Source organism: Pelagivirga sediminicola (assembly GCF_003072125.1).
Classification (GTDB): Bacteria; Pseudomonadota; Alphaproteobacteria; order Rhodobacterales; family Rhodobacteraceae; genus Roseovarius; species Roseovarius sediminicola.
On sequence record NZ_QCYH01000001.1, the window covers coordinates 278,495 to 294,618 of the forward strand.

16 protein-coding genes are annotated in these 16,124 nt (G+C 63.8%); 10 read left to right on the plus strand and 6 right to left on the minus strand.

Annotation, left to right across the window (positions count from 1 at the left end):
• Window positions 1-243 precede the first annotated feature (243 nt).
• Window positions 244-969: a VIT1/CCC1 transporter family protein gene (locus tag DC366_RS01305; RefSeq protein WP_108690376.1), complete on the plus strand. Its 726-nt coding sequence runs from the start codon at window positions 244-246 to the stop codon at window positions 967-969.
• Between the two features lie 11 nt (window positions 970-980).
• Here DC366_RS01305 and DC366_RS01310 read toward each other — a convergent pair whose 3' ends face one another.
• Window positions 981-2,087, minus strand: a complete 1,107-nt coding sequence (locus tag DC366_RS01310) for a DUF6456 domain-containing protein (protein WP_108690377.1) — start codon at window positions 2,085-2,087, stop codon at window positions 981-983.
• Between the two features lie 264 nt (window positions 2,088-2,351).
• Between DC366_RS01310 and DC366_RS01315 the strand changes: the two genes are divergently transcribed.
• A complete protein-coding gene (locus DC366_RS01315) occupies window positions 2,352-2,642 on the plus strand; it encodes a DUF6477 family protein (protein WP_108690378.1) in 291 nt (96 codons plus the stop codon).
• A 68-nt stretch (window positions 2,643-2,710) separates the two neighbouring features.
• Here DC366_RS01315 and DC366_RS01320 read toward each other — a convergent pair whose 3' ends face one another.
• The gene (locus DC366_RS01320; protein WP_108690379.1) at window positions 2,711-4,255 is read right to left on the minus strand and encodes a trimethylamine methyltransferase family protein; all 1,545 of its coding nucleotides are present in this window, start codon (window positions 4,253-4,255) and stop codon (window positions 2,711-2,713) included.
• Between the two features lie 205 nt (window positions 4,256-4,460).
• On the opposite strand from DC366_RS01320, the gene DC366_RS01325 reads away from it, so the two are divergent.
• The 8 genes from DC366_RS01325 (at window position 4,461) to DC366_RS01360 (ending at window position 12,968) form a co-directional block, all read left to right on the plus strand.
• Window positions 4,461-5,642 carry a Hint domain-containing protein gene (locus DC366_RS01325; RefSeq protein ID WP_108690380.1) on the plus strand — a complete coding sequence of 394 codons (1,182 nt, stop codon included), beginning with the start codon at window positions 4,461-4,463 and terminating at the stop codon, window positions 5,640-5,642.
• Window positions 5,643-5,684: 42 nt separating this feature from the next.
• Window positions 5,685-7,247 carry a glutamine-hydrolyzing GMP synthase gene (gene guaA / locus DC366_RS01330; protein ID WP_108690381.1) on the plus strand — a complete coding sequence of 521 codons (1,563 nt, stop codon included), beginning with the start codon at window positions 5,685-5,687 and terminating at the stop codon, window positions 7,245-7,247.
• Between the two features lie 121 nt (window positions 7,248-7,368).
• Entirely contained in the window at window positions 7,369-8,505 is a 1,137-nt protein-coding gene (locus DC366_RS01335) for an outer membrane protein transport protein (RefSeq protein WP_108690382.1), read from the plus strand.
• A 120-nt stretch (window positions 8,506-8,625) separates the two neighbouring features.
• Entirely contained in the window at window positions 8,626-9,498 is an 873-nt protein-coding gene (locus tag DC366_RS01340) for an ATPase (protein ID WP_108690383.1), read from the plus strand.
• Between the two features lie 30 nt (window positions 9,499-9,528).
• Window positions 9,529-10,464 carry a homoserine O-acetyltransferase MetA gene (gene metA / locus DC366_RS01345; RefSeq protein WP_108690799.1) on the plus strand — a complete coding sequence of 312 codons (936 nt, stop codon included), beginning with the start codon at window positions 9,529-9,531 and terminating at the stop codon, window positions 10,462-10,464.
• 4 nt (window positions 10,465-10,468) lie between these two features.
• The gene (locus DC366_RS01350; protein WP_108690384.1) at window positions 10,469-11,413 is read left to right on the plus strand and encodes an alpha/beta fold hydrolase; all 945 of its coding nucleotides are present in this window, start codon (window positions 10,469-10,471) and stop codon (window positions 11,411-11,413) included.
• Between the two features lie 60 nt (window positions 11,414-11,473).
• Entirely contained in the window at window positions 11,474-12,361 is an 888-nt protein-coding gene (ppk2, locus tag DC366_RS01355; protein WP_108690800.1) for a polyphosphate kinase 2, read from the plus strand.
• Window positions 12,354-12,968 (plus strand): TetR/AcrR family transcriptional regulator, encoded by a 615-nt coding sequence (locus DC366_RS01360; RefSeq protein WP_108690385.1) that lies wholly within the window; start codon window positions 12,354-12,356, stop codon window positions 12,966-12,968. The genes ppk2 and DC366_RS01360 overlap by 8 nt, the downstream gene beginning before the upstream one ends.
• Here the strand turns inward: DC366_RS01360 and DC366_RS01365 are convergent, their stop codons facing one another.
• From DC366_RS01365 to rplM, 4 genes are all read right to left on the minus strand, one after another.
• A complete protein-coding gene (locus DC366_RS01365) occupies window positions 12,969-14,531 on the minus strand; it encodes an acyltransferase family protein (protein ID WP_108690386.1) in 1,563 nt (520 codons plus the stop codon).
• A 12-nt stretch (window positions 14,532-14,543) separates the two neighbouring features.
• On the minus strand, window positions 14,544-14,963 hold the full coding sequence (locus DC366_RS01370; protein ID WP_108690387.1) for an acyltransferase family protein: 420 nt from the start codon (window positions 14,961-14,963) through the stop codon (window positions 14,544-14,546).
• A 101-nt stretch (window positions 14,964-15,064) separates the two neighbouring features.
• Complete coding sequence (gene rpsI / locus DC366_RS01375; protein ID WP_108690388.1) at window positions 15,065-15,547, minus strand: 30S ribosomal protein S9; 483 nt, start codon at window positions 15,545-15,547, stop codon at window positions 15,065-15,067.
• Window positions 15,547-16,011: a 50S ribosomal protein L13 gene (gene rplM / locus DC366_RS01380; protein ID WP_108690389.1), complete on the minus strand. Its 465-nt coding sequence runs from the start codon at window positions 16,009-16,011 to the stop codon at window positions 15,547-15,549. Before rplM ends, rpsI begins: the two co-directional genes overlap by 1 nt.
• Window positions 16,012-16,124 lie beyond the last annotated feature (113 nt).

Sequence of the window (16,124 nt, forward strand, 5' to 3'; positions counted from 1 at the left end):
GTTTCCTTGCGTCCGGGTGTCTGCTTGAACCGCGGGACCGCCAGGAGCTGACCGAGCCCACGCATGTGATCGTCGATCGCCGCAGGGACCAATATCATGGACGCCGACCGCCTTGATCTGGCATGATCGTGCGGTAACGCCGGACTGGATAGGCGGGCTTTGCGGCCCGCTCATCGCTTCAAAGGGACACGTGCGCCCGACCCACCCCGCCCGCAGGCGGCCAAGGCAAAAACAGGCACAGACATGGATTGGCAATCGCATCGCCGCGAGGCCCACGCCCTCACCCAGCTGCAAGAATATCTCAAGCAGATCGTCTATGGCGGCAATGACGGAATCGTCACGACATTCGCCATCGTTGCGGGCTTTGCCGGTGCGCAGGCGGACGGCGTGGCGCAGATCGGCGGGCTGGCGGTGCTGGTCTTTGGTCTGGCGAACCTCTTTGCCGACGCGGTCAGCATGGGGCTGGGGGAATTCCTGTCGCTGCGCTCGCAGCATGACCTCTACCGCAGCCGCCGCGCCAGCGAGATGATCGAGATCATCGAGGATCCCGAGCAGGAGCGCACCGAGATTTTCGAGATCCTGCGCCAGCGCGGCGTTCCCGCCGGAGAGGCCGACACGCTGGCCGATATCCTGTCGCGCCATCCAGAAATCATGGCCGACATGATGATGACCTACGAATTCGGCATGCTTGATCCGGACGAGGACAGCCCGGCCCTGTCGGGGCTGATGACGTTCAGCTCCTTCATCGTGTTCGGGGCGGTGCCGCTGATCCCCTATTTCTTGCAGGATCCGACGCCGCGCACCTTCTGGCTGTCGGTCGGCAGCACCTTCGCGGCGCTGGTCGCGCTGGGATTGCTGCGCTGGAGCGCCACCGCCGAGCGGATGCTGCGCACCGTCGGCGAGACGGTGCTGGTGGGCACCGTCTGCGCCATCGTTGCCTATGCCGTGGGCGCCATCGTCGGCGGCTGAAAGGCAGCGCGTCAGCCGATCATGCCGCCGGCCTCGCCCAGGCTGTCATAGTGCCGCTTGAGCCGCTGCAGCGCGATGCGCAGGACGATCTTGCCCGACCGCGCGGACCAGCCCATGCGCTTTTCCGCGCGCTCCAGCCCCTCCAGATGGCAACAGCAGCGCAGCACGATATCCCCCAGACCCGGGCCCAGATCATGCAGCGCCCCCTCGACCCGGCGGCGCGCGGCCTCAAAGCCGCGTGCGTGCCCGCCGCCGGCGCCGCCCCCGCCGGGTGTGGTCAAAAAGCGGCCCCAGTCCTGGGTGACGCGCGGGCCCATCTGGCTCAGCTCGAAATCCTCGCGCAGACGCTCGCCCGCGCGGACCAGATCATCGGGGATGAACTTGGTCCCGTCGCGCCCCCGGCGCCGCGCCAGTGCGATCAGCGGGCTTTCCGCCACGCTGTAGCGCGCGCGCCGCGGCTGGCGGGCGCCGTCCTCATCGGCGTCCGCCGCCGAAAAGGGCGCATGCGCCTCGCCGAACCCGGAGGCGCGATTCTCGGCCTCGGCCAGCATCGCGCCCAGCGTGGCGCGGCCCGCCTTGGTGATATGATAGCGCGCGATGCGGCCCGGCGCATCGCAGGCGATCCAGCCTTTCAGCGCCATCGCCTCGGCCACGGCGCGGTCCACCACGGCGGTGCGCGTCGGATCCCCCTGATCGCCATCGCGCACCACCACGGCCTTGTCCATCTGCGCCGCGACGGCCAGCAGCGCCCCCGCCTCGCACAGGCGCCGCAGGATGCGAAGCCCTTCGATGCGCAACTGGGTTTCCGTCACCTCGGCGACGTCGGTTTTTTGGGTATCAAGTGTCATGGCAGTCTCCTGATCCAGAGAGCCGGCCTTGTCTCGCGCGCGGGCGTGGCGTCCCAGGCGGCGCAGCGCCTCGTCCACCATGGGATCGTCCCGGCGGGCCTCATATGCGCGGATCCGGCGCAGCACCGTCGAGGCATGACAGCCGCTTGCCCGTGCCAGCGCGCGGATCGACGATCCGTGCTCGGTATGGGCAAGGTAGAGCTGCGCCCCTTGCGGCACCCAGGACGGCACGCTGCGCGCACCGCCGGTGTGTGTTCCCCGATCCAACATATTTACCCTTCTTTTGCCTTGGACGCGCCGATTGGTTCGGGGTCGTTGCCCCGTCGCCGCTGGTTATTTTCAGACTTGTCCCCGTCCTTCGGCACAACCTATGCGAGAAAAAGTTACCGGCTCGTTAATTGTAAACGTGCCATCAACAATGGTTTCCAATGTGTAAACAAAGAGAAACAGGTCCGCGCGCTGAGTCCGGGCATTGCGCAACACCCGCCACAGTTGTGCCATGAAAAGGCCGCAATTCAGATTTGGAGACCCGCGATGAAAGACATTCTCACTGCCCTCGACGGCCTGCGCCGCCCCAGCCTGTTGATCCGCGCGGCACGGATCGGCGCCGCCGAGTATCGGCGCGAGGCACATCTGCGCCAGCATTTCGGATATGGCGCGCTGCCGCGCAGCGCCGCCGCACTGGCGCGCCTGGTCGAGATGGAGGACGAGTTGAACCAGCAGCGTCAGAGCGATCGCACACGCTATTCTGCGGCGCGCCATGTCGAGATCCTGATCGCCATGATGGGCGAGACGCGGATCCTGCGCGGCATCACCGCCGCCTGACGCGCCCCGCCCTGACTGATCGTTTCAGGGTCAGGGCGCGTTGAGCTCAGGCCGGATAGGCCGTTGGCCTACATGAAGGCGTCGGGCATCGACGCCTTCTTTTTCGCGATATAGTCATCCAGCGCATCGGTGATGCCCTGATCCAGCGACGGGCGCTGATAGGTGTCCAGCATCCGGTGCATGCGCAGGTTTGCCAGCGTCATGGTATCGCGCGCGCCCTCCTCGTCCCATGTCTCGAAGGGTTTGTAGTCCAGCAGTTCGGTGCGCCAGAACGCGTCCTTGAAATTGGCCTGCGTATGGGCGCAGCCAAGATAATGCCCGCCCGGCCCAACCTCGCGAATGGCATCCATCGCCTGCCCGTTCTCATCATGGCTGACGCCGCGCGCCATGTTGTGCAACACGCCCAGCTGGTCGGCATCCATCACGAATTTCTCGAACCCGGCCACCAGACCGCCCTCGAGCCAGCCGCAGCTGTGCAGCATGAAATTGACGCCGCCCATCAGCACCGCGTTCAGCGTATGCGCCGATTCGTAGGCCGCCTGCGCATCAGGCAGCTTGGACCCGCAGAGCGCCCCACCCGACCGGTATGGCAGATTAAGACGTCGCGCCAACTGACCCGCACCATAAAGGATATGGCTCGCCTCGGGCGTGCCGAAGGTGGGCGCGCCCGAGTTCATGTCGATGGATGTGACGAACGCGCCAAAGATCACCGGCGCGCCGGGGCGGATCAGCTGGCTGTAGGCAACGCCGGCCAGCACTTCGGCCAGCACTTGCGTCAGCGTGCCGATCACCGACACCGGCGCCATCGCCCCCCCGACGATGAAGGGCGAGATGATGCAGGCCTGATTGTTGGCCGCATAAACCTCCAGCGCGCCCATCATCACATCGTCGAATGTCAGCGGCGAGTTGACGTTGATCAGCGACGTCATCACCGTGTTGTCCTGCACGAATTGCTCGCCGAAGAGGATCCCGCACATATCCACGCTGTCCTGCGCGCGGCTGGGGTCCGTGACCGATCCCATGAAGGGTTTGTCCGACAGCGTCATATGCGCATGCAGCATATCGAGGTGGCGCTTGTTGACCGGCACATCCGTCGGCTCGCAGACCGTGCCGCCCGACATGTGCAGCCATTTGGACATATAGCCCAGCTTCACGAATTTGCGGAAATCGTCCATCGTGGCATAGCGTCGCCCGCCTTCCATGTCGCGCACGAAGGGGGGGCCGTAAACCGGCGCGGTGACCAAGGTATTGCCGCCGATCTCGATATTGCGCTCGGGGTTGCGAGCGTGCTGGGTGTAGCGGCTGGGCGCGGTGGCGCAGAGCTTGCGGGCAAGGCCGCGGGGGATGCGCACACGCTCGCCGTCGATCTCGGCGCCCGCGTCGCGCCAGCGCTCCAGCGCCTTGGGATTGTCCACCACGTTGACGCCGATCTCTGCCAGGACCGTCTCGGCGTTGGCCTCGATGATCTCCAGCGCCTCTTCGCTCAGCATGTTGTAGACGGGAATGTTACGCTCGATGTATTTCGCGGTCTCGACGCTGATGGCGGTGCGCTCTGCCCGGCGGGCCGCGCCGCCGCCGCCCCGTGCGCGTCTGCGCCCCTCTACTTCTGCCATGATGCACCCTGTATTTACAATGATCGCCCCCGGAGGGGGCTTGATTCCTTGCCGTTCTATCGCAGCCCTGCCCCATTGTGCAGCGTGTATCCGTCTCCTCGCGCCGCTATAGCGACATCCGCCGCCCTTCGCAGCGCCGCTTACGTGGCATTTACCCTTCGCCGCTAGGCTGGCCCTGCCCGGTTATCAAAAAAAGGGGGAGGCTATGGCCCGCGTGGCAGATTACGAGTTCGACGGCACCGGAACCACTGCGGGTGACAGCGCGGGCACCTTGCCGGATGCGCAATTCAAGGGCGGCGGCGATCTGGACGGCGCCGGAAACGCGCGGTTCGATGGCGTCAACGACTTCGCCGTGGTGCAGCCGGATCCGGCGCTGGACCTGGCCCAGGGGACCGTCATCATCGAATTCGTGCAGCATACCACCTCGGCCGGGAATTCTCCTTATGGCAGCGATGGCGCGCAGACACTGTTTTCGGTCGATGCCTACGGCTATGGGCCCGGCGGCGGCCACCTTGCGATCTATATCCGCTCCGACGGTCAGGTCGGCGTGCGCCATCAGGACAGCGATGGCAGCCATTACATGTGGGGCGGCGCCGTCGCGACGGGCCAGCCCAGCAGCATCGGTTACTCCTGGGGGCCCGAGGGCACCAAGCTTGTCGTCAACGGCGTTGAGGTGGCGAGCAGCACCAACACGCATCTTCATCTGGCCGGCAATGAAGAGCCGTTGATCATCGGCGCATCGCGCGCGTGGGAAAAAAACGGCAATTCCGATTCGATGACGGCGCATTTCGATGGCACGATTTCCCGCGTCCAGATCCACGATCAGGCCATGGCCACCAGCACGCCGGTCCCCTGTTTCACAGCCGGCACGATGATCAGGGTGCCCGGCGGCGAGCGGCCGGTCGAATCGCTGCAGCCGGGTGATCTGATCCTGACCGCGGATCACGGACCGCAGCCGGTTCAAAGCGTCACCTCCCACCGCTTTCGCGCCGCCGACCTTGCGGCGCGGCCCGGGCTGCGCCCCGTGCGCATCGCGCCCGGCAGGCTGGGAAACGACGGGCCCCTGATCGTCTCGCGCCAGCATGCGCTGCTGTTGATGCCCGACAACGTGCTGATCCGCGCCATCCATCTGGGGCGGTATGGCGGTGGAAGCATCCGGGTGCTGAACGGGTGCCGACGCGTCGATTATCACCACCTGCTGCTGGAGCGGCACGAGATCGTCTTTGCCAATGGCGCCGCAGCGGAGAGCCTGTTGCCGCAATGGGACCAGCCCGGCGACGCAGCCAGCCCGCCGACCGCCCGGCCGATCCTGACGGGGCGCGAGGCCCGCGCGCGCCTGCCGGGGCTTGCCGCGCGCAAAAAGGGCGAGGCGCCGGTTTTGCCATAAGTGGAACTTGCAACCGCCCCCCGACCTGCCTAATCAGGCCGCATGACCGAGACACATCACGAACGCCTTCTGATCATCGACTTCGGCAGCCAGGTAACGCAGCTTATCGCGCGCCGCCTGCGCGAATTGGATGTCTATTGCGAGATCCACCCCTTTCAGAAGGTCACCGAGACCTTCCTGGAGCAGATGGCGCCGCGCGCAATCATCCTGTCCGGGGGCCCGGCCAGCGTGATGGACGAAGGCTCGCCCCGGCCGCCCGAGCGCGTGTTCGAGATGGGCGTTCCCGTGCTTGGCATCTGCTATGGCCAGCAGGTGATGATGCAGATGCTCGGCGGCAAGGTGGAGCGCGGGGACGGCACCGCCGAATTCGGCCGCGCCTATGTCACGCCGTCGCAAACGCGCATCGACCTGCTCAAGGGTTGGTTCCTCGAAGAGCGCGAGCAGGTCTGGATGAGCCACGGCGATCACGTCGCCGCCATCGCGCCCGGCTTCGAGATCTACGGCACCTCCCCCGGCGCGCCCTTCGCCGTGACCGCGGATCTGGAGCGCCGGTTCTACGCGGTGCAGTTCCACCCCGAGGTGCATCACACCCCGAACGGCAAGACGTTCTTTCAGAATTTCATCCAGGACGCGGGCTTTACCGGCGACTGGACCATGGCCGCCTACCGCGAAGAGGCGGTGCGCCAGATTCGCGAGCAGGTGGGCGACAAACAGGTGATTTGCGGACTGTCGGGCGGCGTCGATTCCAGCGTTGCGGCCGTTCTTATCCACGAGGCGATCGGCGATCAGCTGACCTGCGTTTTCGTCGATCACGGCCTTTTGCGGCAGGGCGAGGCCGACGAGGTGGTCACGATGTTCCGCGACCATTACAACATCCCGCTGATCCACGCCGACGAGGCGGATCTGTTCCTGGGCGAGCTTGACGGCCAGTCCGATCCCGAAACCAAGCGCAAGATCATCGGGCGCCTCTTCATTGACGTGTTCCAGAAATACGCCAACCAGATCGAGGGCGCAGAATTCCTGGCCCAGGGCACGCTTTATCCCGATGTCATCGAATCGGTCAGTTTTTCGGGCGGCCCGTCGGTCACGATCAAATCGCACCACAATGTCGGCGGCCTGCCGGAAAAGATGGGCCTGAAGCTGATCGAGCCGTTGCGCGAGCTTTTCAAGGACGAGGTTCGCGCCCTGGGCATGGAACTGGGTCTGCCGGCCAGTTTCATCGGGCGCCACCCCTTCCCCGGTCCCGGCCTTGCCATCCGCTGCCCCGGCGAGATCACCCGCGAAAAGCTGGAGATCCTGCGCAAGGCCGATGCAGTCTATATCGACCAGATCCGCAAGCATGGCCTTTATGACGAGATCTGGCAGGCCTTCGTTGCCATCCTGCCCGTGCGCACCGTCGGCGTGATGGGTGACGGACGCACCTATGACTTCGCCTGCGCGCTGCGCGCCGTCACCAGCGTGGACGGCATGACCGCCGATTATTACCCCTTCACCCATGATTTCCTGGGCGAGACGGCGACGCGCATCATCAACGAGGTGCGCGGCATCAACCGCGTCACCTATGACATCACCAGCAAACCGCCGGGCACGATCGAATGGGAGTGACCCCCACCCGCGCAGCGGCGCTGTGTCCTCCCTGCGCAAGTTGAGCGGACCGTGATTAAAATTCTATCCTGAATTCGGCGCCTCATGCTACTCTTCCCGCAACTTTGGGAGGAGTTGACTCATGAAACGGTACATGTTCGCGGCTGCATCAACGCTCGCTCTCGTGGGCGGCACGGCACATGCCGGCAATCTCGACCGCACGAAAACGCCGATCGACATCATCTTCGAGGAGGGAAACCATGCCGAGCTGTCTTTCGGCAGCGTCTCGCCGACGATTTCGGGGCGCGATTACCTGGGGAACACGGTTGCGAATGTCGCGGATGATTTCACGCTGATCGGTAGCGGGATCAAGTTTCAGCTGACCGATCGCGCATCCTTCGCGATCATCCAGGATCAGCCTTACGGTGTCGACGTACTCTACGGCGGCGATCCGGCGTCGACCTTGCTGGGCGGCACGATGGCGCAGGCCGACACCACCGGCCTGACCATGCTCATGCGCTACGATGTCGGCAATGGCATCGGCCTTTACGGCGGCCCGCGCGTTGTCCGCGCGGATGGCGAGGTGACGCTGTCCGGTCTCGCCTATGGCCCGCTCAACGGCTACAACGTCAGGTTCCGCAGCGATCAGGCCGTCGGTTACGTGCTGGGCGCGGTCTATGAGATCCCCGAGATCGCATTTCGCGCGGCGCTGACGTATCATTCCGAGATCGACCTTGAAATGCCCTCGGTCGAGACGTTTCCGGCAGGCATTCCGGGCGTTCCCCCCGGCGTCCCGCTTATCGGCGGCACGACCAATTCCACCCTGCCCCAGAGCGTCAAGCTGCAGGTGCAGTCGGGCATCGCGGAAAACACCCTCGCTTTCGGCAGCATCCGGTGGTCCGAACACAGCGTCTTCACGCTTGTCCCGCCCATCGCCGGGCGGAACCTGACCGAGCTTGACGACGCATGGAGTTATGAAGTCGGCCTCGGGCGGCGCCTGACGGACAAGCTGTCGGCCAGCATCGCCTACATGTATGAAGACGAGGAAAACAACGATCTCGTCTCGCCGCTTGCCCCCACCAAGGGACGGCAATCGCTGGCCTTGCGCGCCAAGTATCAGGTGACCGACGCGGTCAGCATTGCGGGCGGGATCCGCTATATCTGGATCGGCGACGCGCAGCCCGAAACCCCCGGCCCAGGCAGCCCCGACGTCGCGCGCGCCGCGTTCACCGGCAATGACGCGATTGGCGTCGGCATGCAGATCGGCATCAGTTTCTGACCTGCGGCTCGAATCGGGCGAGGCCCCGCGCGACCCAGATCCGCGCGGGGCCTTTTCTTTGCGCGGCCCGCGCTTTATCAGTCAGGCAGACGGGCATCGCCGGGCGAAAAGGGCGCAATCATGATCTACACAACTGCCGAGGAGTGGCGCGGGGCGCCCGCGAAACACGTGCTTTTCTACGGCATGTCGGGCCTGGGCAAGACGCATCTGTCGAACATGCTGCGCAGTTCGGGCGGCTGGTTTCATTACTCGATCGATTACCGCATCGGCACGCGCTACATGGGCGAGCTGATTGCCGACAACGCCAAGGCGCACGCGATGCAGGTGCCGTTCCTGCGCGATCTGCTCTTGTCGGATTCGATCTATATCGGCTCGAACATCACCTTCGACAATCTCGCCCCCGTCTCGACCTATCTTGGCAAGCCGGGCGCCACGGACAAGGGCGGCCTGCCGATCGAGGAATATCGCCGCAGGCAAGACCAGTTCCGCCGCGCGGAAATCTCGGCGCTGCAGGATACCGGCTATTTCATCGACCGCGCGATGCAGCTTTATGGCTATCCCAATTTCATCTGCGACACCGGCGGGTCCATCTGCGAATGGGTGGATGGCACCGACCCGAACGATCCGCTGCTGACCGAGCTTTCGCGCCGCTGCCTTCTGATCGGGCTGGACGGCAGCGAGGCACATACCGCCGAGTTGATCCGCCGATTTGACCGGGCGCCGAAACCGATGGCCTATCAGCCCGACTTCCTGACCGCGGCGTGGGACGAATATCTTCGCGAAAACAATTGTCTGGAGAGCGATGTTGATCCTGACAGCTTCATCCGCTGGACCTATGCGCGCGCATTGGCCCACCGCAAGCCGCGCTACCGCGCGATGGCGCCCTGGGGCATCACCCTTGGCCCCGACGATGTGGAGCGGATCACCGATGCGGACAGTTTCACGAACGTGATCGCGGGCGCCATTGAACCGCGCACGCAGCACCCCACCTAACAGCCTTCCCAACGCTTGGAGCTGACCGCAATGCCCATCAAGATCCCCTCCGACCTGCCCGCCTATGACGTGCTCACGCGCGAAGGCGTCATGGTCATGGACGAGGATCAGGCCTCGCGGCAGGATATCCGCCCGCTCCGGATCGGGCTGCTGAACCTGATGCCGAAGAAGATCCAGACCGAGAACCAGTTCGCCCGCCTGATCGGCGCGACGCCGCTGCAGATCGAGCTGAGCCTCATTCGCATGACCGAGCATCAGGCCCGGAATACCGCGATCGACCACATGGAAACATTCTATCGCTCCTTTGCCGAAGTCTATGCGTCGCAAGAGAAATTTGACGGCCTCATCATCACGGGCGCGCCGATCGAGCATCTGGAGTTCACGCAGGTGACCTATTGGGACGAGCTGCAGCGCGTCTTCGACTGGACGCAGACCCATGTCCATTCCACCTTCGGCGTCTGCTGGGGCGGGATGGCGATGATCAACCATTTTCACGGTGTGCAGAAACATATGCTGAACGCCAAGGCCTTCGGCTGTTTTCGCCACGACAACATGAACACTGCCTCCCCCTACCTGCGCGGGTTCTCCGATGATATGGTCGTTCCGGTCAGCCGCTGGACCGAGATGCGCAAGGCGGAAATCGACGCGGCGCCGGGGCTGGAGACATTGCTGCACAGCGCCGAGGTGGGCCCCTGCCTGGTCGAGGATCAGGGCCATCGCGCGCTCTATGTGTTCAACCATTTCGAGTATGACAGCGACACGCTGAAGCAGGAATATGATCGCGATATCGCCGCGGGCATCCCCATCAACGTGCCCTGCAACTACTATCCGGGCGACGATCCCGCGCTCATGCCGCGCAACCGCTGGCGCAGCCATGCGCATCTGCTCTATGGCAACTGGATCTCGCAGATTTATCAGACGACGCCCTATGACATGACCGCCATCGGGACCGAAAAATCTGCTTAGATACATGATATATCTCGCATTTTTCCTCGCAATCCTTGTCGCGGTCGTCCAGATTTCCGCATCGATGCGAGAGACGCAGGCCACGCGTGATTTCCCGCCCGAGGGCCGGCTTCTGGATGTGGGCGGCCGGCAGGTTCATGCGGTTGTCATGGGCACCGGCCCCGATCTGGTGCTGATCCACGGGGCCAGCGGCAACACGCGCGACATGACCTTTTCACTCGCCCCGCGCCTTGCCGAACGCTACCGCGTGATCGTGATCGACCGGCCCGGCCTTGGCTATACGGACAGGCTGAACGCCACCGGCGCGACGCTGACGCAGCAAGCCGCGCTTTTGCGCGATACCGCGCGGCAGCTCGGCGCCGAGCGCCCGATCGTCATGGGCCAAAGCTATGGCGGCGCTGTCGCGCTGGCCTGGGCCGCGCATTATCCCGAGGATCTGGCGGCGCTGGTTTTGGCCTCTGCCCCGTCGAACACTTGGGATACGGGGCTGGGCACCTTCTATGATGTCACCTCGTCGCGCTGGGGACAGGCGTTGATCGTGCCGCTCATCACCGCTTTCGTGCCGAAATCGGTTGTCGAGAACGCTGTCGAGGCCGTGTTCGCACCCCAAAAAGCGCCAAAGGGATATGCGGAATATCTGGGCGCGCCGTTGACACTGCGCCGCGTATCGCTGCGCGCCAACGCCGATCAGCGCGCAAATCTTTTGAGCGAAATCAAGGATCTGATTCCGCTCTACGGAGATATAACCGTGCCGACCGAGATCGTTCACGGCATCGCCGACACCACTGTCGGCCTGCAGATCCATTCCGAAAAGCTGGTGCATCAGATCGAAGGCGCCGTGCTGACGCGCCTGCCCGGTATTGGCCATATGACCCATCAGGTCGCACAACAGGCCGTCATCGACGCGATCGACCGCGCAGCCACCCGCGCGGTACAGCGTGGCGGTTGATTGCACCCGCCGCGCGCCCGGCCCATACTGGCCACGGCAGGCGCAAGCGAGGTGCGGCAGATGACCCTTCCCTTTGACGGCGCGATCAGCGCCTTTTTCCAGCACGGCGCCCCCGCCGCGATCCGCGAGGCGATCCGCGCGGCCGGAAAGGACCACATCCTCGGCGAGGATTACCCCTATGCCAAGCGGCTGGGCCGCAAGTCCTATCAGGCGCAACTGACGGCGATGCAGATCGAACTGGTCAAGATGCAATCCTGGGCCAAAGCCTCGGGCGCGCGGATCGCCGTGGTATTCGAAGGCAGGGATGCCGCCGGAAAAGGCGGCACGATCAAGCGTTTGCAGGAGCATCTTAATCCTCGCGGCGCGCGTGTCGTCGCGCTGCCCAAACCATCCGACATCGAGCGGACGCAATGGTATTTCCAGCGCTACATCGATCACCTGCCCGCCGCCGGGGAAATCGTCTGCTATGATCGCAGCTGGTATAACCGCGGCGTGGTCGAGACGGTCTTCGGATTTTGCACCCCCTCCGAGCGCGATTTGTTCTTCGATCAGGCTCCCGCCTTCGAGACGATGCTGGTGCAGGACGGGATCACCCTGATCAAGATCTGGCTGAACGTCGGGCGCGCCGAGCAGTTGCGCCGCATCCTGGGCCGCGAGCGCGATCCGCTCAAGCAGTGGAAGCTGAGCTGGATCGATGTGGAGGGCCTCAAGAAATGGGATGAATATTCCGCCGCGATCACCAGCACGCTGGAGCGCACCCACAGCGAGCACGCGCCCTGGACCATCATCCGCGCCGATGACAAACGCCGCGCGCGCATCGCCGCAATCCGGCGGGTTCTGAGCGCGGTGCCTTACGAGAATAAGGATGTGGAGGCTGTCGGCGCAATAGATCCGCATATCAGCGCCGGGCCGGAAATCTGGTCCCCGGCCGAGGGCGCAGATGTCTAAGCGCGGCTATCATCACGGCAACCTGCGCCAGGCGCTGGTCGAGGCAGCGCTGGACCTGATCGAGGCCAAGGGTCCGGCCGGCTTCACACTGTCGGAGGCCGCCAAGCAGGCGGGCGTCACCCCTGCCGCCGTCTATCGCCACTTTGCGGGGCGCGACGATCTGATCGCCGAAGCCGCCCTTCAGGGCTACGAGATGTTCGGCGCGCTGATGGAATTTGCCTATCGCTCCGGCCAGCCCTCGGCGCTGGCCGCGTTCGAGGCGACGGGGCGCGCCTATCTGGCCTTTGCGCGCAAGCATCCGGGCCATTACATCGCCATGTTCGAAAGCGGCATTTCGGTCAACCGCACGCCCGAACTGGCCGCCGCCGCCCTTGCCGCGCGCGCCGTGCTGGAGCAGGCGGCCAAGCAATTGTCCGAGCATATCCCGCCCGAAAACCGGCCCCCCGCCGCGATGTTTTCGGCCCATATCTGGGCGATGAGCCACGGCGTGGTCGAGCTTTTCGCGCGCGGCGCGCCCGGCAGTGCCAGCCCGTTCGCACCCGAGGATCTGCTGGAGAGCGGGATCGGGATTTATCTGCGAGGGCTGGGGCTGCTGCCTGTTGAGTGATCAGCGCGGGACGAGAACCGACTCAACAAAGGGCGTCATGGCGAGCGCGCCGTTCACCGACAAATGATTGCTGTCGGTGTAAAGCACATCTTCATCACGAAGCCAGACATACTGGTCCCCCTCCACGAAATAATCCAAGAGCCGGATCACCTCGACGCCGGTCTCCTCGGCAACCTCGTTCAGCACGCGGCGCGCCGGTTGCTGAAGCGCGTCGCTTTGCGTGCGGCTGACATAGCTGTCGCGGAACATCTGGCGGCTTGTCTCGTCGTCCAGACGCAAAAGAATCGCGCGCGCCACGGTTTCATCAGCGCGAACCCACTGCAGAGGCACCTCTTCGACCAGAATCACGCGAATGCCCGCATCGCGATAGAATGCGATCGTGTCCTTCAACGCCTGCGCCAGGCCTGCCTGACGTTCAGCCGTACTCATAAAGCGCGGCCCCGGGGTCGGGCTGAGGCCGTGTGACACCCGGTCACTGCCGAACTCCCCCGATACATAGAGGCTCCAGCGACCGCCAAGAACAACTGTTTCAACGCCCTGTTTGACCACTTCGCGCGCCGCTGCCTGAGCAAAGTCGTGGCATTCAATGGCCGGCGCGTCCCCCTTTACGCGGTAGACCCCCAGCAGCGGCGGACACGCACCGGTGGCACCAAGCAGGACCGTCACCCCGCGTGCCTCGGGCAATGTGGCAAAAGCGGGTGACAAGCTCCAAGCATGGCTGTCGCCCATCACCGCAAGCTTGTGCGTTTCTCCTTTTGCCGGAAAAACGGTGCAAAGGGGGCGATCAACCCCATTCGCTTCGCCATCTTTGCAACTGGCATCGACCTCGTAATCAGTAAGACCCTCATAGAGGGCGGTCAGATAGCCCGGCATGGCCTCTTTCACGCGGGAGGGAAAGCCGCCATTTTCATCCCCGACAAAGCCGAATCCGGCGATCGCCGCGATGCTCGCCGCGCTTGCAGTCAACATGCCGCGGCGCCGGGGTAGCAACGTTCGCCGGCGAAACGGCGCCTCGACATAGCGAACGGTCAGCCAGGCCAGCATCAGGGTCGCCACGGCAAGCGCCGACATCAGCCACAGGGACGGCTCACTCAGGCTGCGGATGCGCGCAAAGGCAAAAAGCGGCTGATGCCAAAGATAGGCGCTGTAACTGAGTATCCCCATCACCACCATCGGGCGCACACTCAGCAGCCGGACCGTCCATGTCTTCGAGTCGGCGAAAAGGGTGATCAGCATCGATCCGACGACGGGCAAGAGCGTATAGAGCGACGGAAACGGCACTTCAGAGGTGTAGAGCACGATGCTCGCCACGATCATCGCAAGGCCGACAAAGGCCAGCGCATCGTTGCTCATCTGCGCGCGGCGAAAAAGGATCGCGGCGCAGATCGAGCCTGACAGGATTTCCCAAAGACGTGAGAATGTGAAATAAAAATTCTCGGACGGATAGTTGCGCGAGCCCCATTCGGCCAGTGCCAGCGACAGTGCGGCGAGAATCAGGAAGACGGCAAGGAACCGCCGCCGCACAAACACGCCCAGCGGCAAAAGGACGAGCGGGAACAGCATGTAATACTGCTCTTACACTGCAAGGCTCCAGGTATGCAGAAGCGGACGAAAGCCTGAAGCGATGTCGTAATAGCCGGAGTTTTCCAGAAAATGCACGTTCGATATGAACAGCGCGGCAAAGGCCTGGCTGCGGGCGTAATCCTCGAACTGTTCGGGCGAGATCCAGCGCCACGCAAAGGGGATGGTGCAGACCATGACGAAAAAAAGCGCGGGCAGGATGCGCCGCGCACGCCGCTCGTAAAAGCCAAGCAGCGAATAGGTGCCGGCCTCGCGGTCTGATATGAGGATCGTCGTTATCAGATAGCCGCTGATCACGAAAAAAACATCCACACCTACGTAACCGCCGGAAAAAGCCGAAAAACCTGCGTGAAACAGAATGACCGGAACGACGGCAACGGCACGCAATCCGTCTATTTCGGGGCGATATCGCATGGGAATTCTCGAATGTGGGGGACTGGCTCACCGTCCATGACAGACGGAAAAGGGCGCCGCGGTGTCCCGCCGCGCCCTTGATGTCCGGTTCATCCAGCCAATTAGCGCTTGGAGAACTGGAAGCTCTTGCGTGCCTTGGCGCGGCCGTATTTCTTGCGCTCGACAACGCGGCTGTCGCGGGTCAGGAAACCTGCCGCCTTCAGCGCGCCGCGCAAGGACGGATCATAGAGCTGCAGCGCCTTCGAGATGCCGTGCTTGACCGCGCCGGCCTGGCCCGACAGGCCTCCGCCGACGACCGTTGCCATCACGTCAAACTGGTCTTCGGTGCCCGAAATCGAGAAGGGCTGGCGCAGGATCATCTGCAGAACCGGACGCGCGAAATAGACCTTCATTTCCTTGCCGTTGACCGTGACCTTGCCTGATCCGGGCTTGATCCAGACGCGGGCGACCGCGTCCTTGCGCTTGCCCGTGGCATAGGAACGGCCCAGCTCGTCGCGGACCGGCTCGCGCGGGGCGGCTTCGACCTGGGGGGTGCCCGATGCGACCGCCTGCAGATCTTCGAGGGAGTTGATTTCGTCAGCCATCAGTATGCCACCCGCGTATTCTTGGAGTTCATGTTCTTGACGTCCAGCACCTCGGGGCTCTGGGCCTCGTGGGGATGCTCGGCGCCTGCATAGACGCGCAGGTTGGTCATCTGCGTGCGGGCCAGCGTGTTGCCCGGCAGCATGCGCTTGACCGCCTGCATGACGACGCGCTCGGGATACTTGCCCTCGAGGATCTCGCCCGTGGTGCGCGACTTGATGCCGCCCGGATGGCCCGTGTGCCAGTAATTCGGCTTGTCACGCTTCTTGCCGGTCAGCTGGACCTTGTCGGCGTTGATGACGATGACGTTGTCGCCCATATCCATATGGGGCGTAAAGCTGGCCTTGTGCTTGCCGCGCAGGCGCATGGCGATGATCGACGCAAGACGGCCAAGAACGACGCCATCGGCGTCGATCATGATCCATTTCTTGTCGATATCTGCCGGTGTCGCAGAGAATGTCTTCATGTCAGGAGAACCCTATTTTGCCGCATTGGGATGACGTGTCTGCCATCCCGGTGGTGATGGGCGGGTTATATAGGCTGCGCGCGCCGCGTCAATGCGCGTGATCTCGAATTTAT